Here is an 18,628-nt window from a genome sequence, read left to right as displayed (position 1 = left end):
CAGCAGCAGGGAAGATCAGCGGCGCTTGGATCCGCCGAGCAGCACGTCGTCCCAGCTGGGCATGGCGGGCTTGGAACGACCGGACTTGCGGCCGCCATGGCGTGTCGGCGCGCCGTCGGTGCCGGTGTGCGCCTGCGCCTGCGCCTGCATCGGCTCTGGCTGTTCTTCGACCCCGGCGGCCGCGGAGCGGTCGTCCTGCACGGTGTCGGCGACCACGTCCTCCGGCTCGCGCGGCGCCGGCTTCGGGTGCGACACCTCGGCGCGGACTGCTTGCTCGGCCCGGCGGTCGACCGGACGCTGCGGCGTTGCCGCTGGCTCCGTTGCTACTGGCGCCGACGCCACTCGTTCCGGCGCCACTCGTTCCGTCACCGCGGGTTCCGGCACAGGCTCTGACCTCGCGGCCTCCGACGATGCTGCGTCGGCCTGGTGACCGGAGTTGGCCTTGGCAGCAGACCCGGCCTTGGCGGAGTCGGCGTTGCCGGAATCTGCGTTGCCGCTCGGAACCGTCGCGGTTTCCGGCTTGGCCGGCTCGGGCGTGCGCACCGGCCGGCGCTCGGCGCGGCCGGTCGGCACCGCCGGCTCGGGGCGCGCGGCGTCCTGGGCGGGCGCAGTGGGGACAGCGGCGGGCTGCTCCAGCAGCGAGGCCATCGCCCGCTTGCCGGCCTTGGGCGCCGGGCGCTCGGTGAGCTGCGCAACGCTGGAGAGCCGCAGCGGCTTCGGCGCCGGGTCGAGCAGGTCGCCGGCGGCGTCGTCGCGGGGGACGACGGTGCCGCCGTTGCTGCCAAGGTGCAGGTCGAACCGCGCGGTGTTCTCGCTGCGGCCGGCCTGCCAACTCACCACCAGCACCCAGCCGCGGCTGTCCTTGTAGGCGTCCCACTGCGGCTCGGCGGGAATGCCCCTGGTCGCCAGGGTGTCGGCGACGATCTCCGCGATGGAATGCGCAGCCGGGCCGGCCGCTCCGACCGGCCGGGCGACCTGCGCGCGCTCGGCCATGGTGGACCGTTCCATCAGCACCGGGTAGGCGAACCGATCGATCCGTGACGGCGACGTCCCGGCGGCCGCGGCCACCTCCTCGACGGTGGCGCCGGCGCGGATCCGGGCCTGAATCTCCTTGGGGCGCAACTGCGATTCCATTTCGATCTGCAGCTGACCCAACCGCGACAGATCACCACGCACCGCGGCGCGCAGCCGCTCGTCGCAGGGCAGCGAGAACTCCTCGCCGGAACTCGGATCCTGACAGAGCAGGTGAACGCCGTCGGCGTCCAGCCCGAGAACTTCCAATGCGCGCATGCGGCGGGCTCCTCCCAGAAAGGCTTACCGATCACCGTATCGAGAGCGCAGGATCGAGCCGTCCAGGCGCGCCGCGGCCGGGCGCGACAGACCGGCAATCAAGACCAGCCGGCAATCAAGACCGGACGGCGATCGGTGGCCAACCCGGCTACCGGTGGCCGGTCCGGGCGTCAGCCTGGTGAGTTCGGCTGCGGCTGGCCACCACCAGGTGTCGCCGACGCCGATCTGGGTGAACCCGCAGCTGCTGTAGAGCAGCTTGCCGTCGGGTGTGGCATTGAGCACAGCACGGGTGGCGCCGGCCTGCATGGCGGCCCGGCACACCGCACTCAGCAGGGCGGTGCCGAGCCCCTGCCGCCGGAACGGCGGCCACACCGCCCTGTCGAAGATGCCGGCGAGCCCACGCCGGCGAGCGCCCTGGCGGACAACCCGGGCGGGAACATCAGGTTCAGCCCGTCCGGCCCGTCGACCCAGCGCAACGGCCCGTCACTCCACACCGGCCACCGAACTGGCCGGCCCGGAGCGAGAACCAGTGCGTCCTGGACTCGTTCGCAGTCCGCCACGCTCACCATGACGGACAGTGTTGCCCGCTGTTGTCCGCTAGAGATTGACCTCGCCGGCCAGGTGCACCTTGACGCCGAGGGCGTCGAACATGGCGGCCTTGGCGGCCAGGGCCTTGTCGGCGGTGTCGGCGTCGGGGGCGTAGGCGACGTTCGCATGGTTGGCCTTGTGCCGCGCCATCAGCTGGTCGCGGTCGACGCCGTGCAGCACCGCATGCATGATCGGCCACTCCGGGTTGGTGGCGTCCAGCCGCCGTCGGGTCTCTTCCTCGGGCAACTCGACGACGGTGCCGCGGCCGAGATCGACGTTCAGCTCACCGTTCTCGATGTACACCCGCGACCAGACGATCTCGCCCGGCTTGGACACGCCGGACAGGGTGCCGCCGCCCAGCGGGAAGAACATCGGCGGCTGCCGCATCGAGTAGCTCTTGTGGTACCCGCCGTTGTGGCTGGCCGGCACCGACCCGGAGATCTCGAAGACCCAGACGAAGCTCTCCGGCTTGTCAACCCCGTCCACCGGATAGCTTTCGCCCCAACGGATGTCGTGCAGGGTGGTCGCCGGGTCAAGCCCCATCGCCGTCCAGGTCCGGTTGGTGACAAGGGAATCCACCGCAACGCCCTCGTCCACCTCGTTGAAGTGCGGCAGCGGCGCCCCGGCGTACAGCTCGCGGCTGCCGTCGCGGGAACGTACCGGCGGGCGCTCGACGTTGTTCAGCAGACCCTCGGCCAGATCCGATGCCGGCACGGTGTCCTTGAGCCCCTGCTGATACTGGATACCGACCGCGTCCAACCCGAAATCCTCGGCGATGCGTAGCGCGGCAATGTACATCTTGAACTGGCTGTGCAGCTGCTCGTCGGTGAGCTCGGTCGCCTCGTCGGTGCCGGTGCGGAAGTCCATGCCGCGCTCGTCCAGCCAGGCGCGCACGTCCTTGGCCTCTTCGTCCGGCACCCGGTTCATCTCGGCAACCAGCGCCGATTGGCTGAGCCGCTCCTTGAAGATGCCGAGCGGGTTGAGCAGTTCGTCGTCGACGATGGCGTTGTACATCCCCATGCAGCCCTCGTCGAAGACGCCGATGATGGCCTTGTCCTGCTGCAGTTGCGCCGCAAGAGCTTTGCCGAGTTCGACCTCGGGAGTGTCCGGCAGCTCCGGCAGGGCGCGGACGTGGCTGGTGTCGTGGGTGACGCTGCCGGTCTGCAGCCACTCGGCCAGCTTGTCCTTCGCCCACTGGTCGGTGAAGTCCTTGCTCCACAGCGCCGAGTAGTTGACGCCGGCCTTGGTCAGCGATCCGGCGAGCCCGAGCAGGCCGACCAGTCCTGGAAACTCACCGGACCAATTGGCCACCAACAGGATCGGCCCGCGGTGGCTCTTCAGGCCGGCCAGCACGTGGTGGCTGTACTGCCACACCGCCTCGACCACGATCAGCGGCGCGTCCGGCGGGATGTCCTTGAACACCTCGATGCCGGCGCGCTGGCTGTCGATGAACCCGTGCCCGGTGTCGGGATCGACCTGGTGACCACGAATCACCTTGTACCCCAACGATTCCACCGCTGCGGTGAGATCGGACTCCAACTGCTGCTGGGTCGGCCAGCAGGTGACGTTGGCGGACAGGCGCAGGTCGCCGCTGGCGACGGTGTACACCGCGCCGGGCTCGGCCTTGGGGTAGGTGCGTGGCTGCGGCAGCTGATAGCCAGTTGCGGCCTGAGTTGTCATGACGGCGGCTCCTCTGCCCGACACCGGTGACTCCCCGGGCAGCAACCGGCGAGGTCCGCGGCGGTACTCGTTGAATCGGCGGTGATCGTTTGAATCCGCACAAAGACTGCCGGAAATCGATTACTCAGTCAAGCGCTAGTTGCGGGCGGCTCTCCGGCGCTGATGCCGGCCGGGTAGAACCACCGCGCGAGCAGCGGGCGAGCGCGCCGCTGCCGACGCGCGAGCATTGCGGGCAGTGCGGGCAACGGGGCGGCACCAGCAGTGGGCGGGCGCGTTCAGCCGCGCGGGCGCAGCCGCAGTTCCTGCATGCCGCCGTCCACCGCCAGCCCGACGCCGGTGGTCGATCCGGACGCCGGCGAGGCCAGGTAGGCGACGGCGCCGGCGACCTCGTCCGCCGCGACCAGCCGCCCGTGCGGCTGGCGCGCATTGAGCGCGGCCCGCTCGGCCGCCGGATCCGGCGCGCTGTCCAGCAGCCGGCCGATCCACGGGGTGTCGGCGGTGCCGGGGTTCACCGCGTTGACCCTGATGCCTTCCGGCAGGTGATCGGCCGCCATGGCCTTGGTCAGCGACAGCACCGCGCCCTTGGTGGCGCTGTACAGCGCCCGCTGCGGCAGCCCGGCGGTGGCGGCGATCGACGAGGTGTTGACGATCGCCGCCACCGGCGATTCCCGCAGGTGGGGCAGCGCGGCCCTGGCCACCCTGACCATGCCGACCACATTCACGTCCCACACCTGGTGCCACTGCTCGTCGTCGTTGTCGGCCACCGTGCCCTGCGCGCCGATGCCCGCGTTGTTGATCACGATGTCCAGCCGACCGAGTTCGGTGACGGTCCGCTCGACGGCCGCGCGCACCGATGCGTCGTCGGTGACGTCGCAGGCGATCGGCAGCGAGCCGTCGGGCGCGGCGGCCGGGTCCCGGTCCAGCACGGCCACCCTGGCACCGCCGGCCTGTAGGCGGCGGGTGATCGCCGCGCCGATGCCGGAGGCGCCGCCGGTGACGATCGCGACCAGCGAGTCGAACTCGCCGCCCGCCGGGGTGGGACTGGATTCGTTGCTGACTGTGCTCACCTTGCTCACGGCGGGGGTTCTCCTTGGGTGGTGCGCTGGTGCGCGGCCTTGGGTGGTGCGCGGATCTCGAGTGGTGCGCGGACCGGCGCGCTGGTCATCGGATCGATCCGCGGACTGCGGCCGCCGATCTTGTCGCAGCATAGCGTTGACGCGGCAAACATCCGATGTCTAGTCTGTGCCGGTGTACACACGTCTGAGTGCCGGCCCGCGCACCGCCGGGCCCGCCCCCGTCGACAGCGCCGCCGACGGTACCGCTGCCAGCTTCCCGTCCAACGCCAGCTCTCTCGACGGGGTGGTGATCAGCGGCATCGACACGGTGGACGTGCGCTTCCCGACCTCGCAGTTCCTCGACGGCTCCGATGCGATGAACCCGGACCCCGACTATTCCGCGGCCTACCTGCGGGTCGATCTGGGTGTTCAAGGTCGCGGTGTTCAAGGTCGCGGGGTTCAGGATCATGGTGTTCAGGAGCAGGGTGTTCAGCGGCAGGGTGACCACCCGGCGGCACCGGACGGCGACCTGCCGTCCGGACACGCCTTCGTGTTCACCATCGGCCGCGGCAACGACATCCAGCTGGCGGCGGTGGCGTCGGTCGCCGAACGGCTGATCGGCCGCCCGGTGCGGGCCGTGCTGGACGATCTGGGCGGCCTCTGGCGCGAGCTGGTGCACGATTCGCAGCTGCGGTGGCTGGGCCCGGAGAAGGGCGTCATGCAGATGGCGATCGGGGCCGTGGTCAACGCCATGTGGGACCTGAAGGCCAAGCTGGCGGGAAAGCCGTTGTGGCTCTTGCTGTCCGAGATGCCGTCCGAAGCCCTTGTCGACCTCGTCGACTTCCGGTACCTGACCGACGTGCTCACCCCCGAGCAGGCGCTGAGCCGGCTGCGCAGGTGGGAGGACAGCCGCGGTGAGCGGATCGAAGCGTTGCGGCGCAACGGATATCCGGCATACACCACTACGCCGGGTTGGCTCGGCTACTCCGACGAGAAGCTGGCCCGGCTGTGCGCCGAAGCGGTGCAGCAGGGTTTCGCGCAGATCAAGCTCAAGGTTGGCGGCAACGTCGCCGACGACCGCCGCCGCATGGCCATCGCCCGCGAGGTGGTCGGCACTGAGATCCGCATCGCCACCGACGCCAACCAGCGCTGGGAGACCGCCGAGGCGATCGAGTGGGTGCGGCAGCTGGCCGAGTTCGATCCGGTGTGGATCGAAGAACCGACCAATCCGGACGATCTGCTGGCGCACGCCGAGATTGCCAGGGGAGTGGCCCCGATCCGGGTGGCGACCGGTGAGCACATGGCAAACCGGGTGATGTTCAAGCAGTTCCTGCAGGCCGGTGCGCTGCAGGTCGCGCAGATCGACGCCACCAGGGTGGCCGGCGTCAACGAGAACCTGGCAATGCTGTTGCTGGCGGCCCAGTTCGACGTCCCGGTCTGCCCGCACGCCGGCGGGGTCGGCCTCTGCGAGGCGGTGCAGCACCTGTCGATGTTCGACTACGTCGCGGTGTCCGGCACCGTCGACGGCCGCGTCATCGAGTACGTCGATCACCTGCACGAGCACTTCGTCACCCCGGTGGAGCTGCGGCAGGGCAACTACGTCGCGCCGCTGGCGCCCGGGGCCGGCACCGAGATGCTGCCGGCGTCACTTGAGCGGTACCGCTGGAGTGGCCGTGGCTGAGGGGGCGGCGCCCTCGGGGCCGGCCGCCCGGCGGCTGCGCTTGCCGGAACTCGGTTACGGCGCGGCGAATGTCGGCAACCTGTTCCGGGCGTTGTCCGACGCCGAGGCCGAGCAAATTCTGCAGACCGCATGGGACAGCGGCATCCGCTACTTCGACACCGCGCCGCACTACGGTCTCGGCCTGTCCGAACGGCGGCTCGGCCGATTTCTTTCCGGCAAACCGCGGGCCGAATTCGTGGTCTCCACCAAGGTGGGGCGACTGCTCGTCGACAACCCCACGGGCGCTGACGAGCTGGATCTGGCCAACGACTTCCATGTGCCGGCGGTACGCAAGCGGCACTGGGACTTCAGCGTCCGCGGCATCCGGCGCAGTGTCGAAGAGTCGTTGCGGCGCATGGGATTGGACCGGGTCGACATCATCTACCTGCACGACCCGGAGCGCAGCGACGCCGGCCTTGACGCCGCGCTCGACACCGGCATCGAGGGGGCCGCGGCACTGCGGGAGGAAGGCCTGGTGAACGCCATCGGCGTCGGCAGCATGTCGACGCCGGCGCTGGCCGCCGCCGCGACCCGCGCCGAGCTGGACCTGCTGATGGTCGCCGGCCGGTACACCCTGGTCGACCAGAGCGCCGCCAGCACCGTGCTGCCCCGCTGCGTGGCCAACAACATCGGCCTTGTGGGTGCGTCGGTGTTCAACTCCGGGGTGCTGGCCAGCGCACGACTGGCACCAGATACGCGCTACGAATACGGCCCGGTGCCGGACGAAATCCGGCGCCGGCACGGCGAATGGGCCCGGCTCTGCGAGAGCTTCGGCGTACCGCTACCCGCTGCCGCACTGCAGTTCTCGCTGTTGAACCGCCGCGGCGGCCAGCTCCCCGGCGGCGTCGGCAGCGTGGTGGCGGGCGCCGGCCGTCCGGAGCAGATCGCGCAGACGGCCGCCTGGATGCGGCTGCCGATCCCCGCGGCGTTGTGGCGATCCGCCGCCGAACGGAAGTTGTTGGTTCCGCTCGGGCAACCGGCGGCCGAGCGGTTCCTGGCCGGAGCGAGCTGACGAAGATGACGAACTGGCAACAACACGCGCCGCACTGCCGACACACCGCGACAGCGGCGGCCGATCGGGTGTAGCACGGACAGCACCGAGCGGGGTACGACCTCCGGTCGGTGGCAGCGGTCCGCGCCGCCGGCGGGCGAACCGCAGGCAGCACCGGCAGTACCGGGCTCCGAGCAGCACCGGACGACAGGCAGCACTGAACGACAGGCAGTACCGGACGACAGGCAGAGTTGCCGATCCCCGCACAGGGACGGCGAGGGAGGTTGAAGCAGCGATGAGCGCAGCCGCAGCGCCGTGTCCCGGCGGTCGGCGCGGACCGGGTGATCCGGCGTGCTGAACGGGATTCCGTCGATCCTGACCGGCCGGGTACTGGCCGCGCTCGACGGCATGGGGCACTCGGACATGGTGGTGATCGCCGACGCGCACTTCCCGGCTGCCCGGCTCGGCGTCGAGGTGGTTGAGCTGCCAGGAGTGACGACACCGCAGGCGGTCAGGGCACTGCGGGCGGTGCTGCCGCTGGACACCGGCCCCGACCCGGCCCCCCGACTGACCCTGATGGCGTCGGCGGACGGACGCAGGCAACCGGTGCAACGGGAGTTGGCCGAGGCCCTCGACCTGGAGCCGGATGCCGGCGCGCCCGACGTACTCGAACTGGACCGGGCCGCGTTCTACACCGAAGCCGGTGCGGCGCAATTGATCCTGCGCACCGGCGAACTGCGGGCCTACGGAAACGCGCTGCTACGCAAGGGCCTTGCCGAGCCGGACGAGAGCTGGCGGGACCGATGAGCACCCCAGGTACCGGCCCGACCGCCGCCAACCTGCGCAAGCCGGCAATGTCCGACCCGCAAGGGTCCGATCCGCAGGGGTCCGATCCGCTAGGGTCCGAGCAGGGGCCCGATTCGCAGGGCGGGCCGGCAGGTGCACCGGAACAGCCGTACCTGCTTGAGGTTTCCGGCGTGGACAAGAGCTTCCCCGGCGTGAAGGCACTGTCCGGGATGCACCTCAACCTGCGGCACGGCGAGGTGCTCGCCCTCGTCGGCGAGAACGGCGCAGGCAAGTCCACCCTGATGAAGCTGCTGTCCGGGATCTACCAGCCCGATGCCGGGCATTTCGCGTTGGACGGCAAGCCGTTTCGGGTGAGCAGCCCCAAGCAGGCGCAGGACCTCGGCATCGCGATCATCCATCAGGAGTTCAACCTGATGCCCGACCTGACGGTCGCCGAGAACATCTTCATCGGTCAGGAACGGGCCAAGGCGGGGATCTTCACCAACGACAGGTCGCTCAACCGGCGCGCTCGAGAGCTGCTGGACCGGTTGCAGCTGCCGCTGAATCCGCGGGCAAGGGTCGGCACGCTGACGGTCGCCAAACAGCAGATGGTGGAAATCGCCAAGGCACTGTCCTACGACGCCAGGGTGCTGATCATGGACGAGCCGACCGCGGCGCTCAACGATGCCGAGGTGGCCACTCTGCACGGGCTGATCCGGCGGTACGTCACCTCGGACACCGGGGTCATCTACATCTCACACAAAATGGATGAGCTGCAAGCGATCTCGCAGCGCATCACCGTCATTCGCGACGGGGCTTTCATCGACACGCTTGACACCCGCACCAGCACCATGAAGGACGTCATCTCCCGGATGGTCGGTCGGGAACTGCGCTCGGACGCCGCACCCGAGAACGTCCGCGGCGACCGGGATGTGGTGCTGCAGGTCTCCGGATTGAGCACCAAAGACCTGCTCAAGAACGTGAGCTTCGAGCTGCGGGAGGGCGAGATCCTCGGTTTCGCCGGGCTGATGGGAGCCGGCCGCACCGAGGTGGCACGGGCCATTGTCGGCGCGGACAAGCGCTCGTCGGGCAGCATCCTGTTGCGGGGCAAGCGCATCGACCCGGCGAACCCGGCGCAGGCCGCCGAGAAGGGCATCGGATACCTCTCCGAAGACCGCAAGCACTACGGCCTGTTGCTGAACCAGAACGTGACCTCGAACGTGGCGCTGAGCTCGCTCGGCGACCAGTTCTCCCGGTTCGGTTTCGTCGCTGACGGCGCGGCGCGCAACCGCACCAAGGAGTTGGTGCAGACGCTGCGGGTGAAAACCCCGTCGGTCAACCAGATTGTGCAGAACCTCTCCGGCGGCAACCAGCAGAAGGTGGTGATCGCCAAGTGGCTGGTCAAGGACTGCGACGTGCTGATCTTCGACGAGCCAACCCGCGGCATCGACGTCGGCGCCAAGGAAGAGATCTATCAGCTGCTAAACCGGCTGGCCAAGGACGGCAAGTCGATCATCATGATCTCCTCCGAACTGCCTGAGGTGCTTCGCATGTCGCACCGGGTGATCGTGATGAGCGAGGGCCGGGTGACCGGCGAGTTGAGCGCCGGCGAGGCGAACTCGGAGAGCGTGATGCACCTGGCCACGCTGCGGCCGGACGAGAACCCGCAGGACGCCGCCGAACTCGGGCTGCCCACCGCCGGCACCGGCACAGCCTCATCCGACGGGCCGGCGCCGCCGATCGACAGCAGCAGCACCGCAGCCACCCCCAGCGTGAGCACCGACAGCTCCGACAGCACCGACAGCACCGACAGAAAAGGACAGCAGCGATGACCAGCGCAGAGGTTCCCGTCGCGAGCGGCGGGATGAGTGATTCGGTGCGGCTGCGCCTGCAGCAACTCGGCGCGTTCGCCGGACTGATCATCATCGTGATCTTCTTCGCGATCGTCTCCGACAACTTCTTCAGCTACGACAATCTTGTCAACAACGTGCTGGTGTCGGTGGTGCTGGTCGGCATCCTCGCGCTGGGCGGGACGTTCGTGATCATCACCGGCGGCATCGACCTTTCGGTCGGCTTCGGCATGGGCGTGATGGGCATGATCGCCGGCCGCACGCTGATCAGCATGAACCTGCCGCTGTGGCTGGGCATTCTGCTCACCCTGCTGGCCGGTGCGCTGATCGGATTCATCAACGGCTTCAACATTTCCATCCTCGGGATGCCGCCGTTCATCGCGACGCTGGCGATGATGCTGATCTGTCAGGGCCTGCGGATCGTGCTGTCCGACGGCGGTGCGTCGATCTACTTCGACAAGCTGCCGGCCTTCCAGGACATCGCCAACGGCGAGTTGATTCCCAAGGTCCCCAACCAGGTGCTGGTGTTCATCGGCGCGGCGATCATCGCGTGGATCCTGTTGAACCGCACGCTGTTGGGCCGTTACACCTATGCCATCGGCAGCAACGAGGCGGCCACCGCGCTGTCTGGCATCAACACCCGCAAGTGGAAGATCATCGTGTACACCGTCGCCGGTGTGTTCACCGGTCTTGCCGGCATCGTGTCGGCGGCCCGGCTCGGCGCCAGCCCGGCGGCCGGCACCGGCTACGAGCTGCAGGCCATCGCCGCGGTGGTGATCGGCGGAACCTCGCTGGCCGGCGGCAGCGGCACCATCGTCGGCACGGTGATCGGCGCCTTGATCATCGGCGTGCTGAACAACGGCCTGCAGACCATGAGCGTCCCGCAGCAGTGGCAGTACGTGATCCTCGGCGTCGTCATCTTGATCGCGGTCTATATCGACATGCTCCGCAAGCGCTCGACCAGCACGTTGGGTTGACCGTCCGCACCGCAGCACACACCCCCGACCCCCCAGCAGCACCTCGTCCATCCTCGTCAAAAGCACCGAGAACAAAGGAGTTCCCCCTCATGCGCACCATCTCACCCCGAGTGAAGATCGGCGCGGTCGCCACCGCCGCCGTGCTCGTGCTGGCCGGCTGCAGCCGGGCCAGCGACTCCGAGAGCAGTACCGCCGACGCCGGCGGCAACACCGCGGCCGCCACCACCGACACCGGCTCGGCCGGCACCGCCGGCAGCAACGGTGCAGCCGGCAGCAACGGCGCGGCCAGCGGCGATGCCGGTAGTTCGGCAGCCCCAGGATCGGGCGGGGCGGCGCAGAGTTCCGGCGGCGCAGCCGGTTCCGGTTCGGCAGCCGGGTCGGGAGCGGCCTCCGCCGAGGCCACCAGGGTGATGGCGAACTGCACGCCGTCCACCAAGGCCAACCCGTACATCGCCATCGTGTCCAAGGGTTTCCAGCACCAGTTCTGGCAGGCCGTCAAGCAGGGTGCCGAGTCCAAGGCCAAGGAGCTGGGGGCCACCATCACCTTCGACGGACCGGCCTCCGAATCCGACATCCAGCCGCAGCTCGACATGCTGAAGACGGCACTGAACAAGAAGCCGGACGCGCTCGGCTTCGCGGCGTTGGATTCCAAGGCTTCCGAGCCGATCCTGAAGCAGGCCCAGGACGCCAAGATCCCGGTGATCGCCTTCGACTCCGGTGTGGACTCCGACATCCCGCTGACCACAGCGGCCACCGATTCCAAGGCGGCGGCCGCAGAGGCCGCCAAGCAGATGGCGGACCTGATCGACCACAAGGGAACTGTCGGCGTCGTGGTGCACGACCAGACCTCGCAGACCGGCATGGACCGCCGGGACGGGTTCCTCGAGTACATGAAGGCCAACGAGCCGGACATCAAGGTGCTCGAGCCGCAGTACGGCGGCGGCGACACCGCGAAGTCTGCCGACCTGGCCAAGTCGATCATCGCCGGAAACCCTGATATCGCCGGCATTTACGGCTCCAACGAGGGCTCGGCCATCGGCGTGGTGCAGGGCGTCAAGGAGTCCGGCAAGAAGGGCATCACCGTTGTCGGCTTCGACTCCGGCCAGGCCCAGATCGACGCCATCAAGAACGGCACGGAGGCCGGGGCGATCACCCAGAACCCGATCGGCATCGGCGAGCAGGTGGTCGAGTCTGCGGTGAAGGCGCTCAAGTGCGAGCCGCTGCCGGAGAAGGTCGACACCGGATTCTTCTGGTACGACAAGTCCAACATCGACGACCCGAAGATCCAGGCGGTCATCTACAAGTAACGGCGGCCCACTGGTAACGGTTGGGGCGTGCGGGCTCAGAAGCGATAGACCCGGGCGGCGGTTCCAGCGCGAATCGCCGCCCGGGCGCTTTCGTCCAACCCGGCGATCGCGTCGAGACCGGCCTGCCAGGTGACCGAGTAGCTGCCGGCCAGCAGGGCCACCGGCCAGTCGCCGCCGAGCATCAACCGGTCCGGCCGGAAGACGGCGACCGCGTGGTCGACGGCGTCCTGCCAGTCCACCGCCGAGAAGGGCTGCGGGGAAACGGTGCCGAGCCCGGACAGCTTGGCGACCACGTTGGGCTCCGCCGCCGCGGCGGCCAGCAACTCCCGCCAGCGCCCCAGATCGCCGGTGAGCGGCGGTTTTCCGAGATGGTCGAGCACCACCGTGAGGTTCGGATGCCGGCGCGCCACCGTCGGCACCTGCGCCAGCAGGTCTTCGCGTTCGGCGACCGCCTCGAAGGCGAGCCCGGCATCCGCGAGCACCTGCATGCCGGCGGCGACGTCGGTGCGCAGCAGCCACTCCGGGTCGGGTTCGTCATGGATCAGATGCCGCACCGCGACCAGCGCGTCGGCATCGGAGCGGGCCCGCAGCGCGGCGGCGGTGGCCCCCGCGTCGTTCAGTGGCAACCATCCGGTGACCCGTGCCGGCCGGGGCGACCCGGCGGTCACCCGCAGCAGTTCGTCGGTCTCGGCCAACGAGTCGGCGGCCTGCACCAGCACAATGGCGTCGACACCGGCGGCATCCAGTTCCGGATTCAGCTCATCGAGCCGATAGGTTCGATTCAACAGCGGAAGATGATCACCCAACCACGGGTAGCTGACACCGAACGGCCCACCTCCGTCGAGATCCCAGACGTGCACGTGGGTGTCGATGAAGGCCGGTGCGGGGTTCGCGGCGGTGGACATCACCGGCACAGTGTCGCACCGCGGTCGCCGATCACGGTGCCGGAGCAGGCTTGTCAGCGGTGTCGCAGAGAGAGAAGGTCGACCATGGCAGTCACCGATGAGGCGATCGACAAGATCAAGCAGATGATCGTCTCAGGGCGGTTGGGGCCCGGTCAGCGGCTGCCCCGCGAACCCGATCTGGCGGCCGAGCTCGGTCTGTCCCGGAACTCGTTGCGGGAAGCGGTGAAAGCGCTGTCCATGGTCCGCATACTCGAGGTGCGGCAGGGCGACGGCACCTACGTCTCCAGCCTGGAACCCCAGGTGTTGTTGGACGCCATGGGGTTCTTGATGGACTTCCACTCCGACGATTCGGTGCTGCACTTCTTGCAGGTCCGCCGCATCCTGGAGCCGGCGGCCACCGCGATGGCCGCCGCGGTGATGCCGGCGGACCAGGTGGCCGAGCTCAGACAGACCGTTGAGCAGGACAGCCTCACCACCTCCGTCACCGATTTGGTGGCACGGGATCTGGCCTTCCACTCGGCGATAGCGAAAGCCGCAGGGAATCCGGTGCTGGCCGGCATGCTCGACTCGATCTCGATGCCGACGCAGCGGGCCAGGGTGTGGCGCGGCCTCACCCAGGAGGATGCCGTCGCCAAGACCATCGAGCAGCACCAGGGCATTCTGGACGCCATCGAGGCGGGGGACTCGGTGCTGGCCTCGTCCTGCGCCACCGTGCACATCGCCGGGGTCGAGGCCTGGTTGCGGCGCGCCCAGGTGGCCACCGGCGATGCGCCGGAGCCGGGCGAGTTGGCCGGTGACGGTGCCGAGCCGGGTGCCGCCGAGCAGCGCTGACCCGCCGGCAATCGGGCCCTGCCGGCAATCGGCGGCTTTCGGCCGGTAATCAGTCGGTGCGGAGCCGGTCGACCACCGCGTCGATGCACGCGGTCAGCACCGTGACGTCGTCCGGTTCCACGGCCGGGAACATGCCGATCCGCAACTGGTTGCGGCCGAGCTTGCGGTACGGCTCGGTGTCGACGATCCCGTTGGCCCGCAACGCTGTGGCCACCGCCGCGGCGTCAACGGCGTCCGGCCCGCTATCGGCGAAGTCGATGGTGCCGACCACCGGTGAGCGGTACCGCGGGTCGGCGACGAACGGCTCGGTGAACGGCCGCTCCTGCGCCCACCGGTACAACCGGCCGGACGAATCGGCGCTGCGCTCGATGGCCCACGGCAGCCCACCGTTGGCCAGCAGCCAGTCCAGCTGGTTCGCCAGCAGGAAAAGGGTGGCAAGCGCCGGGGTGTTCAACGTCTGGTTCTTGGCCGAGTTCTCGGCGGCGAGGGTCAGCGACAGCGACTCGGGGATCCAGCGGTCGGTGCCATCGATCTCGGCGGCCCGCTGCACCGCCCGCGGCGACAGTGCGGCCAACCAGAGCCCACCGTCTGAGCCGAAAACCTTTTGCGGCGCAAAGTAATACGCATCCACCTGGGTGGCATCCAGCGGCAGCGCACCTGCGCCCGAGGTGGCGTCCACCAGCACCAGCTGATCCTCGCCCGCACCCTCAGGACGCCGCACCGGGACCGCCACCCCGGTCGAGGTCTCGTTCTGGGCGTAGGCGTAGACGTCGACATCGGGGTCGGCCACCGGTTCCGTCGCCGAACCTGGTGGCACCCGCAGCACCGACGGTTCGGCCAGGAACGGGGCGGCGCCGACGGCCGCGGCGAACTTGCCGGAGAACTCGCCGCACACCACGTGCTGCGACCGTTCACGGACCAGGCTCAGCGCCGCCATGTCCCAAAAGGCTGTGCTGCCACCGTTTCCCAGCACCACCTGGTAGTCCGCCGGCAGCCCGAGCAGGGTGCCCAGCGACTCCCTGATGTGCCCGACCAGGTTCTTCACCGGTGGCTGCCGGTGCGAGGTGCCCAGCAGTGTCGTCCCGGTCGCGGCCAGCGCCGCCACCGCATCGGGCCGCACCTTGGACGGGCCGCAACCGAACCGCCCGTCGGAAGGTTTGAGCTGCTGCGGGATGACGATCGACTCCGGGGCTGGGCTCATCGTGACGTACTCCCTGGCGGGCCGGGCGCGCCCCAACAAACTGGAGCCCGGCAAGTTGGCTCGAAGCCGCCATTCTCCCATCGCGGGCCGCCGCCCGATCCGCGGGTGCCCCCGCCGAGCGCCGCGTCACAGCCGAGTTCGCGCGTCACAGCCCGGTTCGTCAACGAAGCCGGCTGTGATGCGCAATCTCGGCTGTGAGGTGCCGGCCGGCCGGCTCACCGGCTGGATAGGGTCGGGAGTATGAGCGATGCGGTGAGTCCGGACGTTGCGGCCATGCGGGTGGAGTACGCCGGGGCGCCGTTCGATGCGGTGGACCTGGCGCCGAGCTGGGACGAGCAGTTCGAGCGGTGGCTGGCCGAGGCGGTCAGCGCGCAGGTCACCGAGCCGAACGCGATGGTGCTCGGCACCGTGTCGGCCGACGGCCGGCCACACACCCGCAACGTGCTGGCCAAGCAGGTTGACGCCGGCGGTGTGGTCTTTTACACCAACTATGAATCGACCAAGAGCACCGATCTGGGCGCGCACCCGGTGGCCTCCGCAACGTTCTCCTGGTTGCCGATCCGGCGCCAGGTGCACGTACGCGGCCGGGTCGAGAAGGTCGATGCCGCAACGACTCAGGCCTACTGGCAGCAGCGTCCGCGGGGCAGCCAGATCGGGGCATGGGCCAGCACGCTGTGCCCACAGTCGTCCGTGGTGCCCGACCGGGCCACGCTGGACGACGCCCAACACCAGATCGAGCAGCGCTACGGCGGCCTCGACGACGGGCCGGACGCGCAGCCGGTGCCGGTGCCGCCGCGCTGGGGCGGCTGGCGCATCGTGCCGGACGAGGTGGAGTTCTGGCAGGGTCGCGAGGGCCGGTTGCACGATCGGCTGCGCTTCCGCATCAACGACAACCGCTGGGTCACCGAGCGGTTGGCGCCCTGAGCCGGCGCGGGCCACCGGCTCAGACAGCCGACGCGGGCTACCCGCCTCAGGAGACGGCCGGCGCGGCCTGCCTTGCTTGCTCGACCGCCTGCAGGGTCTGCTCGATGACGCCGAGCCGATCCTGCAGGCTCGGGTCGCCGGCGCTGCCGTCCAGCTTGCGGGCACTCACCTTGGCGCCCAACACTTTCGGGTTACCGGCCGCCTGCAGGCTGCGGGCCATCTCGGCCACTGTCATCAGCGACGCCGGCGCCACCGGCGTCGGCGGAAGGTGACCGTCGGTCCAGGCCGCGCCGTAGCTGTTGTCGGTGTCGGCCACCCCGGAGAACATCAGCCCGGTCAGCTTGCCGGCCGCCGCCGTGGCGTCAAGGTGCCGCACCGGGCCGTCCGCCGACCGGGTCTCCAGCGCCGAGCGGCCCCAGTTGACCAGCACCCCGACGTTCGGCAGATCGGCGACCGCCGCCAGCTCGTCGTCAAGGGTGAGGAAGCCCTTCTCCGCGGTGTGGCCCGGTGCCGGCGCGTCGGAGTGTTCGATCGCCAGTTGCGCTGTGCCCCAGTCGATGTCGGCCAACTCGGTCAGCGAGCGGCGCAGCGCCGCGGCGCTGCCGCCGCGCGGCGCAGAGTGCAGCAGCACGGTGCCGATCTCGCCGCCGCCGGTGGCAACGAACCCGGCGATGTGCTCGGCCAGCGCCCGTATCCTGGCGACGGCGCGGCCGCGGGCGGCGTCGTCGTCGGCGGCCAGCCCCGCTGTCGGGTCGTCGGCAAGGGCGAACATGGTGCCGGGGAAGCAGGTGACGATGTGCCGCCAGCCGGCGGGGCCGGCAGCCGCGGCGATGGCGGCCGTTGCGGCGGGGTCGGCGAGGTGGTGGCTGGGCAGTTCAAGGCCACCGACCAACGGATTGTCGGCCAGCCGCTGATACAGCTGGGCGAATTCCTTGCTCTTGGTGTCGGTGGGACTGGCGGCGTAGGCGCCAACGATGTAGCTCACCGAAATCATGTTTCACCATGCCTGGTCGACCTGCAAGGGTGGGGCGGCGTGTCCGGCTCGTAGAGTCCCTCCGGTGAGCACGCCAGAGGCCGAACCGCCGGCACCGCAGCAAGCGGAACTGCCGCCGCGGAACAGATTCGGACCGGATCTACGGCCGCTGCGCTACCCGGCTTATCGCCGCCTGTTCCTCGGCGGCATCCCGCCGGCTGTCGGCTCGATGATCACCACCGTCGCCGTGCAGCAACAGATCTTCGACATCACCGGCAGCAACGCGCTGATCGGGGTGGCGTCGCTGGTGGCGCTAGTCCCGCTGGTGGCGTTCGGACTGCTGGGCGGGGCCATCGCCGACACCTACGATCGCCGCAAGCTGCTGATGATCACCTCGACCGGTATTGCGGTGTGCGCGCTCGGGTTGTGGATCCAGGCGCTGGCGCACTCGCCTTCGGTGGTGGTGATCATGGCGCTGATGGCGGTCCAGCAGGGCTTCTTCGCCGTCAACCAGCCGACCAGGTCGGCGGTGATCCCGCGGCTGGTGCCCACCGAGCTGGTGCCGTCGGCAAATGCCTTGGGGTTCACCGTGTTCGGCTTCGCCGTGCTCGGCGGGCCGTTGCTGGCCGGGATCCTGCTGTCGGTCACCAGCGTTGCCTGGCTGTATGCCATCGAGGCGATCGCGGTGTTCGCCGTGCTGTACGCGATCTTCCGGCTGCCGCCGCTGCCGCCGCTGGAGCGGACCGGCAAGCGCGCGTCGGTGCTGGACGGGCTGCGGTTCCTGCGCACCCAGCCGCTGATTCTGATGACGTTCGTCGTCGACATCATCGCGATGGTCGCCGGCATGCCGCGCGCGCTGTTCCCGGACATGGCGGAGCAGACCTTCGGCGGGCAGCCGGGCGGCGGCTGGCAACTCGGCCTGCTGAACGCCGGGATGGCCATCGGCACGCTGCTGGGCGGGCTCACCAGCGGCTGGCTCAGCCGCGTCACCCGGCAGGGCGTCGCCATCGTGCTGGCGATCCTGCTGTGGGGCGTCGCGGTGATCCTGTTCGGCACCACCTCACTGCTGTGGCTCGCGGTGTTCTACCTTGCGGTCGGCGGCTGGGCCGACATGGTGAGTGCCACTTACCGTTCGTCGATCCTGCAGACCGCGATCTCCGACTCGATGCGCGGCCGCATGCAGGGCGTGTTCACCGTGGTGGTGGCCGGTGGCCCGCGGCTGGCCGACCTGGTGCACGGGCTGGCCGCCGACGCCTGGTCCACCTCGGCCGCGGTGATCGGCGGCGGGGTGCTGGTGATTGTCGGCACGGTGATCGCCGCGCTGCTCGGCCGTTCGCTGTGGCGCTTCGACAGCCGCTCGGTGACGCCGCAGAACACCGTCGATCGCGTCGAGTGAGACGTCGGCCCGGCGGGAGAGTGCCCGATCATCGAGCGACATCGCTGGTAACGGTTCGGATCGGGGCGGGCATCCGGCACAATCATGTCCAGTCTGTCCGGACGTGGGCGACCGTCGGTGATCTTCCCGGCGGTCGGTCGCGACCGGGCGCACC

Annotated in this window: 16 protein-coding genes; 9 read left to right on the top strand and 7 right to left on the bottom strand. The window is 69.5% G+C overall.

Going from position 1 to position 18,628, the window contains the following annotated elements; all coding sequences use genetic code 11:
* Window positions 1-15: 15 nt before the first annotated feature.
* From sepH to HKD39_RS06415, 4 genes are all read right to left on the bottom strand, one after another.
* Window positions 16-1,290: a septation protein SepH gene (gene sepH, locus HKD39_RS06430; RefSeq protein WP_171199058.1), complete on the bottom strand. Its 1,275-nt coding sequence runs from the start codon at window positions 1,288-1,290 to the stop codon at window positions 16-18.
* Window positions 1,291-1,314: 24 nt separating this feature from the next.
* Window positions 1,315-1,761 (bottom strand): GNAT family N-acetyltransferase, encoded by a 447-nt coding sequence (locus HKD39_RS20360; RefSeq protein ID WP_171199416.1) that lies wholly within the window; start codon window positions 1,759-1,761, stop codon window positions 1,315-1,317.
* A gap of 126 nt (window positions 1,762-1,887) precedes the next feature.
* The gene (locus tag HKD39_RS06420; protein ID WP_171199057.1) at window positions 1,888-3,558 is read right to left on the bottom strand and encodes a fucose isomerase; all 1,671 of its coding nucleotides are present in this window, start codon (window positions 3,556-3,558) and stop codon (window positions 1,888-1,890) included.
* A gap of 275 nt (window positions 3,559-3,833) precedes the next feature.
* Window positions 3,834-4,625, bottom strand: a complete 792-nt coding sequence (locus HKD39_RS06415) for an SDR family NAD(P)-dependent oxidoreductase (RefSeq protein ID WP_343074642.1) — start codon at window positions 4,623-4,625, stop codon at window positions 3,834-3,836.
* A gap of 292 nt (window positions 4,626-4,917) precedes the next feature.
* Between HKD39_RS06415 and HKD39_RS20355 the strand changes: the two genes are divergently transcribed.
* The 6 genes from HKD39_RS20355 to HKD39_RS06385 all read left to right on the top strand — a co-directional run bounded on the left by HKD39_RS20355 (window position 4,918) and on the right by HKD39_RS06385 (window position 12,244).
* Entirely contained in the window at window positions 4,918-6,294 is a 1,377-nt protein-coding gene (locus HKD39_RS20355; protein ID WP_343074641.1) for an enolase C-terminal domain-like protein, read from the top strand.
* Window positions 6,287-7,345, top strand: coding sequence for an aldo/keto reductase (locus HKD39_RS06405; protein ID WP_212754120.1), 1,059 nt, complete (start codon window positions 6,287-6,289; stop codon window positions 7,343-7,345). The genes HKD39_RS20355 and HKD39_RS06405 overlap by 8 nt, the downstream gene beginning before the upstream one ends.
* Window positions 7,346-7,675: 330 nt before the next feature.
* Window positions 7,676-8,131 carry an RbsD/FucU domain-containing protein gene (locus HKD39_RS06400; protein WP_171199055.1) on the top strand — a complete coding sequence of 152 codons (456 nt, stop codon included), beginning with the start codon at window positions 7,676-7,678 and terminating at the stop codon, window positions 8,129-8,131.
* Window positions 8,128-9,942: a sugar ABC transporter ATP-binding protein gene (locus HKD39_RS06395; protein ID WP_246232164.1), complete on the top strand. Its 1,815-nt coding sequence runs from the start codon at window positions 8,128-8,130 to the stop codon at window positions 9,940-9,942. Before HKD39_RS06400 ends, HKD39_RS06395 begins: the two co-directional genes overlap by 4 nt.
* The gene (locus tag HKD39_RS06390) at window positions 9,939-10,937 is read left to right on the top strand and encodes an ABC transporter permease (protein WP_171199054.1); all 999 of its coding nucleotides are present in this window, start codon (window positions 9,939-9,941) and stop codon (window positions 10,935-10,937) included. The genes HKD39_RS06395 and HKD39_RS06390 overlap by 4 nt, the downstream gene beginning before the upstream one ends.
* Window positions 10,938-11,347: 410 nt before the next feature.
* The gene (locus HKD39_RS06385) at window positions 11,348-12,244 is read left to right on the top strand and encodes an ABC transporter substrate-binding protein (RefSeq protein ID WP_343074640.1); all 897 of its coding nucleotides are present in this window, start codon (window positions 11,348-11,350) and stop codon (window positions 12,242-12,244) included.
* Between the two features lie 35 nt (window positions 12,245-12,279).
* On the opposite strand, the gene HKD39_RS06380 is transcribed toward HKD39_RS06385, so the two are convergent.
* Window positions 12,280-13,149 (bottom strand): amidohydrolase family protein, encoded by an 870-nt coding sequence (locus HKD39_RS06380; RefSeq protein WP_171199052.1) that lies wholly within the window; start codon window positions 13,147-13,149, stop codon window positions 12,280-12,282.
* Window positions 13,150-13,233: 84 nt separating this feature from the next.
* On the opposite strand from HKD39_RS06380, the gene HKD39_RS06375 reads away from it, so the two are divergent.
* Entirely contained in the window at window positions 13,234-13,980 is a 747-nt protein-coding gene (locus tag HKD39_RS06375; RefSeq protein WP_171199051.1) for a FadR/GntR family transcriptional regulator, read from the top strand.
* Between the two features lie 49 nt (window positions 13,981-14,029).
* Here the strand turns inward: HKD39_RS06375 and serC are convergent, their stop codons facing one another.
* Window positions 14,030-15,181, bottom strand: coding sequence for a phosphoserine transaminase (gene serC, locus HKD39_RS06370; protein WP_171199050.1), 1,152 nt, complete (start codon window positions 15,179-15,181; stop codon window positions 14,030-14,032).
* A 240-nt stretch (window positions 15,182-15,421) separates the two neighbouring features.
* Here serC and pdxH point away from each other — a divergent pair, with 240 nt between their 5' ends.
* Window positions 15,422-16,105: a pyridoxamine 5'-phosphate oxidase gene (pdxH, locus tag HKD39_RS06365; RefSeq protein WP_171199049.1), complete on the top strand. Its 684-nt coding sequence runs from the start codon at window positions 15,422-15,424 to the stop codon at window positions 16,103-16,105.
* Window positions 16,106-16,151: 46 nt separating this feature from the next.
* On the opposite strand, the gene HKD39_RS06360 is transcribed toward pdxH, so the two are convergent.
* Window positions 16,152-17,090 carry a DUF4862 family protein gene (locus HKD39_RS06360; protein ID WP_171199048.1) on the bottom strand — a complete coding sequence of 313 codons (939 nt, stop codon included), beginning with the start codon at window positions 17,088-17,090 and terminating at the stop codon, window positions 16,152-16,154.
* 73 nt (window positions 17,091-17,163) lie between these two features.
* On the opposite strand from HKD39_RS06360, the gene HKD39_RS06355 reads away from it, so the two are divergent.
* Window positions 17,164-18,474, top strand: coding sequence for an MFS transporter (locus tag HKD39_RS06355; protein WP_343074624.1), 1,311 nt, complete (start codon window positions 17,164-17,166; stop codon window positions 18,472-18,474).
* The last annotated feature ends 154 nt before the right edge of the window (window positions 18,475-18,628 follow it).

The organism is Nakamurella aerolata, from assembly GCF_013002705.1.
Taxonomy (GTDB): Bacteria; Actinomycetota; Actinomycetes; order Mycobacteriales; family Nakamurellaceae; genus Nakamurella; species Nakamurella aerolata.
The sequence above is the reverse complement of the archived record's forward strand: the minus strand, read 5'-3'. Positions and strand labels throughout refer to the sequence as shown.